At 34.7% G+C, this 16,723-nt stretch carries 14 protein-coding genes; 6 read left to right on the plus strand and 8 right to left on the minus strand.

Going from position 1 to position 16,723, the window contains the following annotated elements:
- Positions 1–75 precede the first annotated feature (75 nt).
- The 3 genes from AC5LXI_RS07400 (at position 76) to AC5LXI_RS07410 (ending at position 3,997) form a co-directional block, all read left to right on the plus strand.
- Entirely contained in the window at positions 76–1,374 is a 1,299-nt protein-coding gene (locus AC5LXI_RS07400) for a four-carbon acid sugar kinase family protein (protein WP_493444208.1), read from the plus strand.
- 75 nt (positions 1,375–1,449) lie between these two features.
- A complete protein-coding gene (gene pdxA / locus AC5LXI_RS07405; RefSeq protein ID WP_493444209.1) occupies positions 1,450–2,451 on the plus strand; it encodes a 4-hydroxythreonine-4-phosphate dehydrogenase PdxA in 1,002 nt (333 codons plus the stop codon).
- A gap of 205 nt (positions 2,452–2,656) precedes the next feature.
- Complete coding sequence (locus AC5LXI_RS07410; protein ID WP_493444275.1) at positions 2,657–3,997, plus strand: GntP family permease; 1,341 nt, start codon at positions 2,657–2,659, stop codon at positions 3,995–3,997.
- Positions 3,998–4,048: 51 nt separating this feature from the next.
- Here AC5LXI_RS07410 and cmoM read toward each other — a convergent pair whose 3' ends face one another.
- A complete protein-coding gene (cmoM, locus tag AC5LXI_RS07415) occupies positions 4,049–4,825 on the minus strand; it encodes a tRNA uridine 5-oxyacetic acid(34) methyltransferase CmoM (RefSeq protein ID WP_493444210.1) in 777 nt (258 codons plus the stop codon).
- A 12-nt stretch (positions 4,826–4,837) separates the two neighbouring features.
- A complete protein-coding gene (locus AC5LXI_RS07420) occupies positions 4,838–5,575 on the minus strand; it encodes a 1-acylglycerol-3-phosphate O-acyltransferase (RefSeq protein WP_493444211.1) in 738 nt (245 codons plus the stop codon).
- A gap of 86 nt (positions 5,576–5,661) precedes the next feature.
- Here AC5LXI_RS07420 and mnmC2 point away from each other — a divergent pair, with 86 nt between their 5' ends.
- Positions 5,662–6,375, plus strand: a complete 714-nt coding sequence (gene mnmC2 / locus AC5LXI_RS07425) for a tRNA (5-methylaminomethyl-2-thiouridine)(34)-methyltransferase MnmC2 (RefSeq protein ID WP_493444212.1) — start codon at positions 5,662–5,664, stop codon at positions 6,373–6,375.
- A 40-nt stretch (positions 6,376–6,415) separates the two neighbouring features.
- Here the strand turns inward: mnmC2 and tamB are convergent, their stop codons facing one another.
- From tamB to dapB, 5 genes are all read right to left on the minus strand, one after another.
- The gene (tamB, locus tag AC5LXI_RS07430; protein WP_493444213.1) at positions 6,416–10,219 is read right to left on the minus strand and encodes an autotransporter assembly complex protein TamB; all 3,804 of its coding nucleotides are present in this window, start codon (positions 10,217–10,219) and stop codon (positions 6,416–6,418) included.
- Between the two features lies 1 nt (position 10,220).
- Complete coding sequence (tamA, locus tag AC5LXI_RS07435; protein WP_493444276.1) at positions 10,221–11,903, minus strand: autotransporter assembly complex protein TamA; 1,683 nt, start codon at positions 11,901–11,903, stop codon at positions 10,221–10,223.
- Between the two features lie 53 nt (positions 11,904–11,956).
- The gene (gene hpt / locus AC5LXI_RS07440; protein WP_493444214.1) at positions 11,957–12,496 is read right to left on the minus strand and encodes a hypoxanthine phosphoribosyltransferase; all 540 of its coding nucleotides are present in this window, start codon (positions 12,494–12,496) and stop codon (positions 11,957–11,959) included.
- A 120-nt stretch (positions 12,497–12,616) separates the two neighbouring features.
- Positions 12,617–13,126, minus strand: a complete 510-nt coding sequence (gene tadA / locus AC5LXI_RS07445; RefSeq protein ID WP_493444215.1) for a tRNA adenosine(34) deaminase TadA — start codon at positions 13,124–13,126, stop codon at positions 12,617–12,619.
- Positions 13,127–13,134: 8 nt separating this feature from the next.
- Positions 13,135–13,956, minus strand: coding sequence for a 4-hydroxy-tetrahydrodipicolinate reductase (gene dapB / locus AC5LXI_RS07450; RefSeq protein WP_493444216.1), 822 nt, complete (start codon positions 13,954–13,956; stop codon positions 13,135–13,137).
- A 128-nt stretch (positions 13,957–14,084) separates the two neighbouring features.
- Here dapB and AC5LXI_RS07455 point away from each other — a divergent pair, with 128 nt between their 5' ends.
- A complete protein-coding gene (locus tag AC5LXI_RS07455) occupies positions 14,085–15,278 on the plus strand; it encodes an MFS transporter (RefSeq protein WP_493444217.1) in 1,194 nt (397 codons plus the stop codon).
- A 37-nt stretch (positions 15,279–15,315) separates the two neighbouring features.
- Here AC5LXI_RS07455 and bamJ read toward each other — a convergent pair whose 3' ends face one another.
- Positions 15,316–15,927: a BamJ family beta-barrel-assembly machinery protein gene (bamJ, locus tag AC5LXI_RS07460; protein WP_493444218.1), complete on the minus strand. Its 612-nt coding sequence runs from the start codon at positions 15,925–15,927 to the stop codon at positions 15,316–15,318.
- 208 nt (positions 15,928–16,135) lie between these two features.
- Here bamJ and bamE point away from each other — a divergent pair, with 208 nt between their 5' ends.
- Positions 16,136–16,591 carry an outer membrane protein assembly factor BamE gene (gene bamE, locus AC5LXI_RS07465; protein ID WP_493444219.1) on the plus strand — a complete coding sequence of 152 codons (456 nt, stop codon included), beginning with the start codon at positions 16,136–16,138 and terminating at the stop codon, positions 16,589–16,591.
- The last annotated feature ends 132 nt before the right edge of the window (positions 16,592–16,723 follow it).

Consider the following 16,723-nt stretch of genomic DNA (forward strand, 5'->3'; position numbering starts at 1 on the left):
CTAATAGCTAGTTAATTTTGGTAGATGTATAAAAAGTTCATTTAGTGAGCTTAATTTTTGAGAGGAAGCAAAAATATGAAAGTTGCCGTTGTAGCTGATGATTTGACAGGTGCTAATGCTACCTGTGCTTTATTAAGCAAAAAAGGGTTTAATGCAATTACATGTTTAGAAAAATTTAATGAAGATCTTTCTAAATTTGATGTGATTTCGTTTGCAACTGATTCACGTTCAATACCTTATAAAGAAGCGTATTCACGGGTTGTCGATTGCATAAGCCAGTTTAGTAAATATCAACCTTTAATTAGTAAACGTATAGACTCAACGTTGCGAGGTAATCTAGGAGCAGAAGTTGATGCGGTTATTGACAATGATCCTAATCTAATGGCTTTAGTTGTTCCTGTGTATCCGTCTAGTGATCGAATTTGTGTTGGCGGATCTTTATTAGTTAATGGTGTGCCATTACAGAATACAGCAATGCGTAATGATCCTAAAAATCCGATGACGGAGTCTTCAATTTTAGAATTATTTCGTTGCCAATCTCGATATCCAGTCTCACATATTGCTCTTAAGGATGTTTTAGAAGGTAAAGATAGAATTGAGCAGCGTTTAAAACAAATATATCAACAAGGTGGTCGTATTGTCATATTTGATGCTACTACGGATACTGACATTAGTGTGATAGCGCAAGCAGCGAATAATGTTAATTTGCCTGTTTTTTGTGTTGATCCGGGGCCATTTACTGCCCAGTTTGCTGATCTACGTTATTCATCAGAACGAAAGATGGCCAACAAAGTGTTTGTCGCAATAGGCAGTGTGTCTGATCTTACTCAAAGACAAATAAGAAAATTGAAATATGACCGAAAAGTTTGGTTAGAAACGATATTGGTTGATGAATTGATAGAAATTTCTAAAGACATCAAGAAAGCTAAACCAATTGTAGATAAATTACTGGAAAAGGTTGATCAATTTGATGTGATCGGCATTGATACCGTTGAAATGCCAGAGCATGTTTGTGATTTAGCTAAGTTAGCTACTAACAATAATATGAGTATGAGTGAAATTAGTAATACCTTGAATCAAGCTATTGCCGAAATAACTGCTCAAGTCTTATTCCACCCTGAATCTATTATTAGAGGTATTTATACCAGTGGTGGAGATGTCACGGTAAATGTTGTAAATCGATTAGGAAGTAGTGGTTTCTTACTTAAAGATGAAGTTGAACCATTAACGGTTTATGGACACCTTGTCGGTGGGAAATGTGATGGTTATTCGATAGTAACGAAAGGTGGATTTGTCGGTAACGATAATACGTTAGTCCATTGTATCGATTATTTGAGTACCAAGATTTCATCACATGAAAGTTTGAAGCATTAATACCTTATAACTAGTTCAACTTAGATAAAACAACATAAGTTGAGCAAATTTTGAGTAATTTTAAAGGAGTAATAAATGAAACGTCGTTGTTTAATCGGAGTCCCTATGGGAGATCCTGCTGGTATAGGTCCTGAAATTGTCGTGAAAAGTATTGCAGCACCAGAAACCTATGAATATGGATGTGTACTGGTAACTGGCGATAAAAAGGTGTTAGCTGATGCGTGTAAGTTTTCAAAAGTAAACTTACAAATTAATGAAATTACCGATCTAACTCAAATACAAGATAAACCTAATGTATTGAATCTTATTCAGTGTGGCGAATTAAATTATGAAACGTTTAAAATTGGCCAAATTGAAGGACAATGTGGTCAAGCGGCATTCAATTATATTAAAGTTATCACTGAGCTTGCTATGGAAAAAAAACTTGATGCCATTGCAACAACACCTATCAATAAAGAATCCCTTAAAGCTGGTAATGTTAACTATATTGGTCATACCGAGATATTAGCAGATCTTACCGGTAGTCAAGACCCGCTTACTATGTTTCAAGTTCGAGATTTGAGGGTGTTTTTCTTAACTCGTCATTTAGCACTAGTCAAAGCCATTGAATCATTAACGCCAGAAAGAGTCTGTGATTATGCTATTCGTTGTAATGATGCATTGGTTAAATTGGGGATCAATAAACCTAGAATGACGGTTGCCGGTATTAATCCACATTGCGGAGAGCATGGCCTTTTTGGTCATGAGGATGATGATGTTCTATTACCCGGTATTGAAATGGCCCGTAAACAAGGGATTGAAATTAATGGTCCTAAACCGGCTGATAGTGTTTTCCATTTTGCTATGGGTGGCGGCTATGATGCTGTTTTATCTCCGTATCATGACCAAGGTCATATTGCAACGAAAATGGTGGATTTTCATCGTACCATTTCTATCACTAATGGAATGCCGATTCTTCGTACATCTGTTGACCATGGGACAGCAAATGATATTGCCGGAAAAGGAATCGCTAATCCAGTGAGTTTGATTGAGGCTATACGTTTAGCTGCGCTATACGCACCGAATTTCAAACGTTAATAAGTAGCTATTATTACTTATAACAATTTATTTTTCGGTAATGATTATGTCATTATCGAAGGAGGGTTTGCATATGTCTAAAAAAGAAAATAATAATAAATCACTTTATCCTTATGTCTTATTAAATGGCATTATTTTAGTGGTTGTCGGATTAATTGTTTTTTATCTAGGAAGTTTACATAGTATTGAGAAGAGCAGCTGGCGAATGGTTGCCGGCTTACTCGTTGCAATTACTTTGTTACTATTTATGATTTTAAAGACAAGAATTCAGGCATTTCCTGCATTGATTATATCCGCTTTAATTACTGGCTCACTGGGCGGTATGCCTGGTGAATTTATGATCGCAACGATTAGTAAAGGCTTTGGTAATACGCTCGGTAACATAGGGATCGTTATTGGTTTTGGCGTTATGATGGGGTCAGTTTTGCAGATGAGTGGTGCAGCACAAAAAATGGCTCAAGTTTTTATTAACCTTTTAGGAAAAGGCAGGGAAGAGTTAGCATTAGTCATTATCGGTTTATTAGTGAGTTTAGCTGTATTTTGTGATTCAGCATTTATCGTTCTATTACCATTAGTGAAAGCAATTTCACGTAGTACAGGTAAATCTGTGGTCGGACTTGGTTCAACATTGGCTATGGGGCTTGTTATTAGCCACAGTATGATTCCACCAGCGGTAGGACCATTTGGTGTAGTTTCACAATTTGGTATTGGCCTTGGTGAATATATGCTATGGGCAATGGTTGTGGCTATACCTATTACTATTGCTGGATTTATTTATACTCGCCATGTTGGTCGTAGTATTTATCAAATTCCAACTGAGGATGGTGAGAACTTTACCCGTGAACGTTTGACTGTTACTTCGCAAAATTTAGAGGATGATCAAAACTTACCAAGTGCATTAGCATCGTTTGCACCAATTGTGACTCCGATTATTTTGATATTAACCGCCACTTTAGTAAATGAAATGAAATGGGATAATTCTATTGCCATTATGTTAAAAACAATTGGACACCCAATTGTAGCTGTAGGCATTGGATTATTAATTGCAATCATGGCATTAACTAACTCATTTCCTAGAAAAGATGTTGTGCATCAAATGGAAAATTCAATTCGCTCTGCTGGTATTATATTGCTTGTTATTGGCGGTGGTGGCGCTTTAGGAATGGTGTTACGTGACTCAGGAACAGGTCAAATTATTGCTGAATATATTGTTAAAATTGGTGTGCCTGGTATTTTGTTACCATTGACGATTTCAACTTTGATTCGCTTAATTCAAGGTTCTGGTGTAGTTGCTATGATTACCGCAGCGAGTATTACTGCACCAATGATTGGCACCTTAGGTGTAAATCCAATTATGGCCGGGTTAGGGTGCTCAATTGGTTCTTTTATGTTTTCTCACTTCAATGATGCTTATTTTTGGGTAGTTAATCGTTCATTAGGGGTAACAGAAGTTAAAGAACAAATTAAAGTTTGGAGTATTACTTCAACGGTATTATGGGCCGCAGGAACAGTGACATTATTAATTGTTAATGCCATTTTCTTCTAAGAAAATAGGGGTAGTGTAAAGGAATATGCTTCCCCTAATCTTTTCTATAAATTAGTTATTATTAATTTTTGCGGTAACTAAAATATACCTTGCCAAACTGAGATAGGGTTCAGTTTGGCAAAACTGTTTTTCAATTTCTAATAATTGTTCAAAATGTGTTTCGGCTTTTGACTTATTGGTTAAATAGTCATGGAATATCCTAATTCCTGTTTTATTGGTGATCTCAAAATTTTGTTGGTTCAACCATTGATATACTTGATTTGGATCACGAGGATAATCGGGAGATAAGGTTTTCTTTTTACGTTTATTAAGACCGGCTTGAGTATATCCAAAATTACCTAAAGTCACTGTTTTAAATAATAGGCCGTGATAATTATAGAACATTAATGACAAATAACCATCTTGCTTAAGGTATTGTCTTAGCGACTGTATTATTTGGATTGGATCAGCTACCCATTCTAAAACGGCATGACAAATCACAATATCAAATTGTGTTTCAATAAATTGATTCAGATCTTGAATAGGGCAATGAATAAAATTTAAGCTTAGATTTTCTTGATCGGCTTGCTTTTTTGCTAATTCGAGCATTTGCTCAGAAATATCACAAACAGTAATATTATGACCTAATTTTGCTAATCGACAAGCAATCTGACCTTGTCCACCGCCTGCATCTAAAATAGTTAATGGTTTATTTGTTGGATAGCTAGCTAATATATTTTCTAGCTCTTGCCAAACGATAGCTTCGCGAATCTTGCCTTTGTTTGTGCCATAAATATTTTTAGCGAATTTATGGCTGATATCATCAAAATTACGATCGATTTTAGTCATAGTAGATAATTATTATTTTAATAATTTTTTATTTAATTTAGTCGCTTCTAAATTAATTTGGGCAATTTTTTCTGACATCAGTTGATAGCACTCTTCCATTAATGTTCTAGCATCTTCTTTACGTAGATTCTTAGTTTCAATTGGCGGAAGCATTTCAACGATCATATGGCCATTATTAAGGCGGTTAAGTTTTATATTATTGGTATCTGATACGCAAATCGGCACAATAGGAACGCCAGCGGCAATAGCAGCTTTAAAAGCACCAGTTTTAAATGGTAATAATCCTCGCCCACGACTTCGGGTACCTTCGGGGAACATCCATATTGATATTCCACGTTTTTTTATTTCGTTAACAACTAGGTTAATGGTATCTCGAGCTTTTGATTTATTATTACGATCAATCAAAATATTGCCAGTGAGGTAATAAAGTTGTCCAAAAAAGGGAATAAAAGCAAGGCTTTTTTTACCCACCGTAACGGTTTTTGGTTGTACAATATCAGCAGCTACCACCATATCATAATTGTTTTGGTGATTGGCGATAAATACACAGCTACCTAACTCTTCAATTCCAGGATATTTACGAGTATCAACTTTTACCCCTAATAATGGTTTAAAGAAAAAACTAAAAAGATGAGCAAATCTAGCCACATTTTTGGGATTGCGAGGATTGAATAAGCAAAATATAACCCCTAGTACACAAGTTATAATGCCAATAAATAACACAAAGATTAAACGAAAAAGAAAAACCATAATTTACCTCACAAGTTAACTTAGCGTATTATATACGTAATCTATATGAATATACAGTTTGTTAAATATCGCTTTAAAGGATGTTTATGCACGAATCAACTATCATTTGGAATGATAATCAAATTCCAATTTCCCGTTACTTTGATGATGTTTATTTTAATACTGACGGTGCAGTAGATGAAACTCGTTATGTTTTTATTGAAGGGAATTGTTTATATGATAGATTTTTACAACATCAGCAAGAGACGTTTACTATTGGTGAAACTGGTTTTGGTTCAGGTTTAAGTTTTTTAATTACTTGGCAAACGTTTAAACAATTTAGACAAAAAAATCCAAATAGTAATTTGAAAAAATTAAATTTTTTTAGTGTTGAAAAATATCCTCTATCTGCCAGCGAGATGTCAAAAATTCATAATAAAGTCATTAATCACAATGATGCATTATGGCCTCTAGCTAAGCAATTACAAGACTCTTTAAAAAGATCTGATGTTGATAGCTTAGAAGAAGCGAATTTGTTGATATGCTATGACGATATAAGCTGCTTTGCCGATTTCTTAGTTCAACAAAATAGTTTTATTGATGCATGGTTTTTTGATGGTTTTTCGCCAGCCAAAAATCCAGATATGTGGTCAGAATCATTATTTAAACAGTGCTATGATTTAACCAGTAAAGGCGGTTCTTTTGCTACGTTTACAGCGGCAGGTTTTGTTCGACGTAATTTAATTAATGCTGGTTTCAATATTAAAAAGCGTAAAGGATTTGGGTTAAAACGAGAAATGCTTATTGGCAGTAAATCTTAATTTAGTCCGCCAATATGGCGAACTAAATCGTATATCAAAATTAATTAAATTCAAATTGATAAATAAGATCTAATGTTTGAGCTAAACCAGAGGCTGCTTCCACATATAAATTAGGTAACAATCTATATCGCAAGGTAAAGGTTGCTAATGAGTCGAAAATGCCAACACCATATTTTAATTGTAGATTCGGCAAAATATAACCACTCACTACTACTTTTGAATTATTGCCTGCACCTTGAGTATCTAAAGTGAGGTTCTTAATTCCAAAAGCATCGCCGATATCACCAATATATTTTCCGGTTTTTGCTGTTCCAACTCCAATTAAAAACGCGGTCATCATATCATTATCACTCTGGTCGGAACTATCAAGCCCTTGTCCACGAATCAAATAAGAAAGGGCTTCTTGCTGCGACATGGCTGGATCAGAGAAAATTTCAATCTTCGGATCTTGTGTTGATCCTTTGACGCGAATTCCGGCGGTTATATTGCTATTATCCATAGAATCAGGATTTCGTATTGCTTCAATGTCTAATATGGCTTGATCGGTTGGACCTGAGAAAGTGATAACGCCTTTATTGATGATTAAGTCTTGGCCATAGGCATGGAATCGACCATTAGGAATTAGAATTTCACCATGTAAATCTAATCCTTTATTAGTTTGTGTTGCGATTAATTTTCCTTTTAATGATGCGTTTAAACCAAATGCATCTACTGTTACTTTATCACCAATATTAATTTCAATGTGACTATTAATTTTCATACCAAATTTTTGCACTTGAATTTGTTTATAATTCCTATCCAACATTACTTCATCTGGTGAAACATCAATACTTGAAGAAGGAAGTGAATCAACGGTAATTTTTCCTTTTGGAATCGAAACTTTACCAAGTACGGTTAGTTCATCTTGAGTTGCTTCTATCTTAATATCTGGAATAACTGACATGACAATCATTGGAGGTACAGTAACCTCCATAGCTGCACCATTGACATTTATATTAGCTTGCCACTTTTCAAAGTTATTCCAACTCGCTTGGCCATTAATATTAATATTTCCTGATTTAGTAGCTAATACGCCTTTTAAGGTTGATGATTTGCCATTAAATTTTATATCGACCATCGCAGATTTCAGATCAATTGGTAGTTGATAAGTTTTAATATCACTGTGTCTTAAATTAATAGCACCATTCAAGATGGGGTCCATTAATGAACCAGAAAATTTAATATTACCATTGATGGCTCCCTTGGCGTACTCGTCTTTATTTAATAATGGATTAATGATTGCTAATGCTAAGTTATCAATGTTGAGTTGACCACTTAACTCTTTTTTCGCGGTAGGATCTTTAATTAATACATCACCAGTTATTTTACCTAATTTATTTAAACTAAAACGCCAATCTAACTTAGCTTGTTGTTCATTAAATTCTGCATTGATATTAAATAAATCAAACGGAATTGGTAAGGTTTGATTAGTGATCATCTGTTTTACATAAACTTTATTGCTAGTTATATTTGCTTTAATGTATGGAATTTTGCTAGTGTCATTAAATTTAATAGTTGCTTTACCATTTATAAAACCATCAATTTTAGTTTCACCATCATTTGGAATGGATAACCTAGCTAGATCAATATCTTTTAAGGTAATTGATGTTTCGTTATTCGGTGCAATAGAGAATGATTTATCTAAACAAATACTTGAATTATTATTACGCCAACAATGAGCTCCAATAGTTGGGATTACGTTACTTATTTCATAAGAAAGACTGATAGGTTTTGCTAACTGCCAACGCGTATGATCACCTAACGTTAGTAAACTACGCGGTATACTTGCGGTCCATTTAGTATGTTCTTTATCAAGTTCTCCTGTTAATGACGTTACCATGGAAATAGGATCTCCATCAAAGTTGACGGTTAAATTGTGATGAGCTTCATTACCGGAAAGTTCGATATTTGCTTTTTTTATACTTTGAGTTGCAATATCAATATTTTGACCGACTAACTTTATTTGTCCACTGAGTTGATTGTTATATTGAACCTTACCAGAAAGGTTGGCTTTGGCTACCGAAATAGTTTCATAATTTAATCCATTAATATCTAAATTTGTATCAATAATCGGTGAAGTGCTATTTCCTGTCATTTTAATATTACCTATGACAGCACCATTGAGGTTATCTAATAATAATGATAGAGCATTTAAATTAAATTTGGCATTTAAATTGCCTTTATCCGTAGAGCCATTAATATCAATCTGGTTTTTGCCCCAAACAATTGCAAGATTATTGGCTGACAGAGCATGGTTAGAATCGATAAATAGATTGCCATTCGCTGAAAAGTTTGCCTGTTTAATATTGCCTTTTAATTGCATATCTGGAATATTCACTAGCCATGAATCATCATCGATTGTTCCAGTAGTTTTTAATTGTCCTGTTAAACGAATAGGATGGTTAGGTAACTCTTTGGTGAGATCAACCTTATTGAGTTTAACACTAGTATCCCATTTAAGTGCTTTTTGCCAATCTAATTGGCCAGAAATATTAATTTCACCCTGAGGTAAATTGATATTTGCATGCTTAAAGGATGCTGATTGGTTAGTTCCATCACCAATAATGTCAAGGCTCGTATCAGGTAAACTTTCACCTTTAATAGTCCCTTTGGCTGACATATTGTATTTTTCAACGCTTCCATCTAAAGTGATATCGAAATTATCAAATTGATATTGTGGTTTTCCTTCAATTGGCCATTGAATATGTTTTCCATCCACTTTTACCATTAATGGTAAATATTTTTCAATCAAATTAATGTGTCCATCAACATTAATTTGATTTAATCCGTTAATATTTGTATAAGTTGAGAGCTGGCCTAGTAATTTACCTGAAAACTGTCCGTTAAGATGATTATTTTCAGTATCCGCTTTTACTAGAGCAAAAATAGGCCAATCATCCCCTAAGGTAATCAGACCTGATACTGAAGCATGGCCACTGCCGTAGGGTGTTATAGTATCAGTTTCAACTTGTTTTACTATAATATGATTATTAATCATATCTGTTTTGATACTGATCTGATTAAAGTGATAATCTTGCCCACCAATATGTAATAACCAATTGTTTCCTGTCAAACTAGTAACATCAAAATCTAACGGAATACTAACTTGTGGTAGTGACTTAATTAATGGTTGATTAAATATTTGGTTAATTTTTTGATTTAACGCTATACCATCATTTGATGAAGTAGATTTATTCGTATTGTTATTATAATCAGCAAATATTGCATGGAGATCCATTGCAACCGACGGATATACATAAATCTTTTCATTAACCCATCTAGCTTTACCTTTGAAATCTGACATGCTAAATTGCATATCATTGACTTTTACGGTGACATTAGTAATATGGGTTTTCTTGAGATCAATTGGTAGTGGTGACTTGATTGTATTTCGTTTTTCAGGAATTGTTTTTTCGGTAGAACGTTTAAGTTGATCGGTATTAATGATAACGCTTACACCATCGGCATTAAATTGTTTAACACAAACTTTAGTCTGGATTAAACATGAACCAGTCAATTTAAATTTTGCATCTTTTACTTTAACATTGACGCCAGGTAGTTCAAGTGAAAGCCCTTGAACATGTAAATTATGAAAAGTACCATCTACTTGTTCTATTTTCAATTCGGGTAAAAATTTGTTGAGTACATAAGTTGTTAGTTTTACACCCAGGCTGGTATAGATCATCAAAATAATAAATGTAATAAGAAAAACAAAAATAGATAACACAGCAATGCTACGTTTTTTCCATTTTCGTATTCGCTTAATTTTTTTAGCCTTTTTTACACTATTTGGATTTTTTGCCATATTATAATTCGCTTCCCAAACCAATATATAGATGTATAGAGCCTTTATCTTTTCGGTCAAGAGGTGTTGCTAGATCGAATTTAATTGGACCAACTGGTGAAGCCCAACGAATACCTAAACCGGCACCAGTATAAAATTTAGTCTTATCGACTTTATCTATCGCTTCACCGGTATCAATAAATGCTGCTCCCCACCAAGAACCAGTAACATTATATTGATATTCAGCCGAACCAGTTATCAGCTTTGAAGCCCCTTTTAATTTGCCTTTTTTATCTTTTGGCGATATAGATTGATAGCTATATCCTCGAATACTGCGATCACCACCAGCAAAAAATCTAAAAGAGGGCGGAACCCGTTCAAAATTACTTGCTTGAATAATGCCGAAAGTACCTCGAGCTATAAAACGATGTGAATGGCTAATTGAACGAATCCAAGTTTGTTGAGTTTGAAAACGCACTAAATTAATATCTGATCCTAAAGCTCGAGCCGCGCCTTCAACCGAATAACGTTGAGAATCACCCCACATAGGTAATAAGTTACCGTCATTACGTATACGGGTGATACTAAGTGAAGGATAATATAAGAAAGTTTTGAAACTGTCGTCACCTTGCGTAAAGTCATCGCGTAATACATTAAAACCTAGCGCGGTTTGCCAACCGTCAAAGTTATCCCAATTACGAAGTACACCTAAAGTATAGGACCGTGAATCAGTATCGTTGTTATCGATTTTTTTATAACCGCTTTGGATGGTGTAATACTGTTCAATAGGAGCTTTTTTTAATGGTATTTTATAACTCATGGTAATAATTTGTTCCGGCGATGAGAGAGAAAGACTACTTTGAAAACTCTGGCCGCGACTATTAATCCAAGGTTTGCTCCAGCCAATTTTACCATGCACCCCATTATCGGTAGAAAACCCCAAACCTAAGTCCATAGCGTTTTTTTTACGAGGCGTTGTTACGACTTCGATGGGTAATGCTTTATCCTCTGTAAGATGAGGAAAATCTGGGGTAACCACTACAGAATTAAACCAATTGGTTGAACTAAGACGTCGGTTTAATAATGATAAATCTTCAGCGGAATATTTGTCACCTTCTTTAAACGGCACAATATTTTGGAGATAATCCTGACGGATTTTTGCATTTGGAAATTTCACTACACTAAACTTATAACGTTTACCTGTATCAAAGTCAATATTCCAAAAAGCTTGATGCTCAAATTGAGCAACGGCCAATTGATGTGTAGGCATATCTGCGTCAAAATACCCTTTTTTTAACGCTATATTTTGTAAACCTTTTTTAAAATTCTCATAAGTACCATGATTTAGCACATCGTCAATTTTGGGTAGCTGTGTTATTAATAGTTCTTGAAAATCTTTATCCTGTTTACCCTCACCATAAAGATTGATATTTAATTGTTTGATTTTAACAGGTTGACCAGGTAAGATCTTTACAACTAAAACTTTAGGATCGGTTTGATCATATTCAAAAGTAGGTGAGTAATAGCCTAAAGCACGAAGTGCTTTTTGGGTTTCACTTTCAAAATAATGTTTAAAGTTTGGGGTAGTATTAATTTTATCTGGCGAAATCAAAGAAAGGCGAGCGTCGACATTTTCTGCAAGTTCTCCTGATAACCCTTTTATTGATAACTTCATATTTGCATAAGTCGATGCAGCTGTTACCATTAAAAGTAAGCATAATGAGCGAGAAAATCGTGACACATACACCTCGATAATGTTTAAGATTCAAGTAATTTTACATGTCCAATATAAGGTAAATGGCGGTAATGTTGTGCGTAATCAATTCCATAGCCAACCACAAACTCATCAGGAATAGAAAATCCGATATATTTAACTGGTACTATTACTTCACGACGCGATGGTTTATCTAATAATGTACAAATTTCAATACTACGAGGATGACGTAATTTTAATATCGCCATCACTTTACTAAGTGTATTACCTGTATCAATAATATCTTCGACTATTAACACATCTTTATCACGGATATCTTCATCTAAATCTTTTAATATTTTGACATCTCGATTACTTACCACTGCGTTACCATAACTTGACGCTGTCATAAAATCGACTTCATGACCGACGGTAATTGCGCGGCTTAAATCAGCCATAAAAATAAACGAACCTCTTAATAAACCAATTAATATAAGTTCATTTTGACTATGTGCATAATCTTGGCTAATTTGTTGACCTAATTTATTTACTCGTGTTTGGATATCTTCTGCCGATATCATGGTTTCTAAAGTGTGTTTTTTCATTAATAATGCTCAGTGTACTTTTAAAAAAATCAGACAAGATTTTAGCAATTTTCACAGGTAAAAAGAATAACAAAACTAACTTTTTATTAATTAAATAAGAAATGATTTAAAGCATTGTATTTAAATATTAAATTGATCTTTAATTGTTTTAAGAATAGTTTGTTTTTTCTGCTTTTTTTGTTGACGACGTTTCTGAAAAAAAGTGCTTAACATTAAACTACACTCATCAGCCAACACAGCACTGGTGATTTGGGCATAATGATTGATTCCTGGTCTTGTAAGAATGTCAATATAAGAACCGGCAGCACCGGTTTTATAATCCCTTGCACCATAGACAACGCGTTGGATGCGGCTATGAATTATTGCACCGGCACACATAATGCAAGGTTCAAGGGTAACATACAAAGTTGTATTAACTAATCGGTAATTTTGTATGAATTGACCGGCTTGTTCAATTGCCATAATTTCCGCATGAGCAGTTGGATTATGATTAATTATTGATTGATTAAAACCTTCGCCAATGATTCGGTTATTTTCATCAACAATGACTGCTCCAACAGGGATCTCACCTAGTGACTCTGCGTGTTTGGCCAATTTTAATGCATGACGCATCCAAATTTCATCCGACATAGTCAATACTATAGGTTGTTCAAATTTAGCACATCACGCATATCATAAAGTCCTACTGGTTGCTTGGCAAGCCATAATGCTGCCCGCACTGCTCCATTTGCAAATGTCATTCGGCTAGAAGCTTTATGGCTGATTTCGACTCTTTCGCCAATGTCAGCAAATACAGCGGTATGATCACCAACGATATCACCAGCACGAATGGTTGCAAACCCAATAGCTCCTTTTGGCCTTTCACCTGTATGTCCTTCCCGACAATAAACAGCGCGATCATTTAAATTACAACCTAGAGTATCGGCAATCGCTTCACCCATAGCTAGTGCAGTTCCAGAAGGTGCATCAACTTTATGACGATGATGGGCTTCTATAATTTCGATATCGGTGTAATTACCCATAATTTTAGTCGCTTTTTCAAGTAACTTAAGTACTAAATTCACGCCAACACTAAAATTTGCGGCAAATACGATACCAATTTGCTTAGCGGCAGTTGCAATAGTTTGTTTGCCGGTTTCATCAAAACCGGTAGTACCGATAATCATCATTTTTTTATTTTCAATGCAAAAATTTAAATGAGCAAAAGTGCCTTCTGGACGAGTAAAATCGATTAGGACATCAAAATTGTCTTTCGCCTGTTGTAAATCATCAGCCACTTTTACTCCACAGGCTCCAATTCCAGCAAGTTCACCAGCATCACTACCAATTAATGATGATCCTTCTCTTTCAAAAGCAGCACCTAAAGTAACACCTTCAATTTGCGATACGGATTGAATGAGTTGTCTCCCCATTTTTCCACCAGCTCCAGCAATAGCGATACGAATCATATTTGTAGACATATAACTTTCCTTAACTTTCCATTGGATATTTATTAATAATTATTATAGCGGAAATCTTTTAAGTTATATACTTAAACAAAGTGATATACTTTTCAAATTGTTTATATTAAGGCTAATAGGAAATTAAAGTGCATAGTCGATGGTTTTTTGGTTGGAATATTGTAATTGCCGCGGCAGTTTTAACCTTACTTTCTAGTGGGCTGCGCATGAGTATGGGCGTGTTTTTTCTACCTATTGCTAATGATCTACATTTTAGTCGAAGTGCTTTATCAAGTATTATTGCTATAGGTATGCTTTTTTCTGGTATAGCCATGCCGATAGCGGGATATTTAGTGAGTAAATATAGTACACGATTTGTATTACTATTAGGTTCAATTATTATTATTATCTCAACTGTTTGGTCTGCTAATGTAAAAGACTATTGGAACTTTTTCTTTTCTTTTGGAATAGCTTTATCTTTTGGCACCTCATTTGTCGGTTCAGTCAGTTTTACCCCTATTGTTGTTCGTTGGTTTACCAAACATAGAGGCCTTGCACTATTTATTCTTTCTAGCGGGAGTATGGCTGGCATTGCAGTAATGTTACCTGTATTTGCTTATTTTATTCCGCTATATGGCTGGCAATTTACTTTAGTCGGATTTTCTCTGTTTTTTATGCTCTTAGCATTACCTATAGCTATTTTTATCATGAAGGATAATCATATTGAGGTAACTAAACCAGACGGTCGTCAAAATTTTAAAAACGATATAACCTTAAATCAGGTGTTAAAAACACGTCCTTTCTGGTTGCTTAGTTTTGGATTATTTACTTGTGGGTTTAGCATGAATTTACTTGGTACACATGGTGTACCTATGTTAGTCGATCACGGTTTTGATTCCATTACTAGTTCTTCTGGAATAGGTTTAATCGGATTAGTGGCAATTTTCAGTACATTGGTGCTAGGTTTTATTTCGGATATGGTACAACGAAAATTAGTATTAGCAATGATCTATTTAGTTCGAGGACTTGGTTTTATCGCATTAGTAATTGTCTCAACTAGGTGGCAACTCTATACCATCGCATTACTTGGCGGATTAGTTTGGGCTGGGGCTTTATCATTATCAAGTGCTATTAGTGCTGATATTTATGGTGTTAAAATTGTAGGGTTGCTTTCTGGATTAACATATCTTGGACATCAAATTGGGGCGATGATTGGTTCGTGGTTAGGTGGATGGGCATATGACAATTGGCATACTCATTATATTGCCTTTGGTGCAGCTAGTGTCCTACTCTTAATGGCAGCTTTTTGCTCTTGTTTTTTACCGAAAATAAATAATCATTGAATGAAATAAAAATGGACGCTAATGCGTCCATGTATACTTATAGAACTTTTAATAATTCCACATCGAAAATCAGTGCGCTATAAGGCGGGATAGACGCTCCAGCTCCTTGTGAACCATAGGCTAATTCTTGAGGAATATATAAACGCCACTTTGAACCTTCAGGCATTAATTGCAATGCTTCGACCCAACCACGAATCACACCATTAACAGGGAATTCAGCTGGTTGCCCACGTTCAACAGAACTATCGAACACCGTACCATCAATTAACTGTCCAGTATAATGAACTTGAACACGGTCGGTTGCCTTAGGAAGTACACCGTTACCTTGTTTAATGACTTCATATTGCAAACCAGATTCTGTCGATTTAATGCCATTTTTTTTGAGATTCTCAGCTAAAAAGTCTTTACCGGTTTGGGCAATTTTTTCAGCTTGTTTTGCTTTTTCTTTAGCCGCTTCTTCATGAACATGGCGAAGTGCATCATGTAGTTCCTGTAAAGGTAAAGCCGGTTGATTACCATTTAATACATCTTCCATAGCGAGTTTTAATGCATTTAGCTCTAAATTACGTAAGCCTGATTCTTTTAATTGTTGGCCAATTTGAAGACCAATTGCATAACTTGCTTTTTGCTCTATCGTATCTAATTTCATTTTTTACCTGTCATTTGTTGAGAATAGCTTTTCATTATAGAGCATTAACATTAGAGATAAGTAGTAAAATATTAATAGCTGTTAATTCTCATCAATATAATTATACTTTTTATCACATGATTCTCAATATTTTTGCTACTTTATCTAGCGCTTAGTTGAAATATCAGCGATAATAAGCATTATTATATATTTGAATGGATTAATTTAGATGCCGTTTCGTAAACTTATTCTGCTTGCAATTATGACTAGTATATCGCTGACTGGTTGTTCTCTTGCTGACCGCTTAGTTTATAGACCTGATATTAATCAAGGTAACTATGTATCGCCAGAAGCAATAGAATTATTACAAGTTGGTCAAACCAAAGATCAGGTTGTATTTATCATGGGTTCGCCAATGTTAACTTCCGCTTTTGGTGGTAATGTTTGGTACTATGTTTTCCGTCAACAGCCACAACATGGCAAAGTAAGCCAAATTAATTATGCTATTTATTTTAACGAAATGGGTGTTGTTACTGATATCAAGACTTCATCTTTAGAAGGCTCATTATCACTAGAAGAGATGAACCAACAAGGTATTTCAGATCCAATCAATATCAAATCTGATGATAGCGAATCAATTAATTCACAACCATCTAAAACACCTGAAGAGTCGCAATCAGAATAAAATCCTCAAAAAGACCTCGCAATTTTGCGAGGTCTTTCTTCTTTATCATTTAAGTCAATGTTTAAAACTAGGTCGACTGTCGTAACCTACATAAGGGATGATTACCAATGTAATTAAAATGCATAATAAGAA

It is taken from the genome of Gilliamella sp. LMG 34361 (assembly GCF_984569075.1).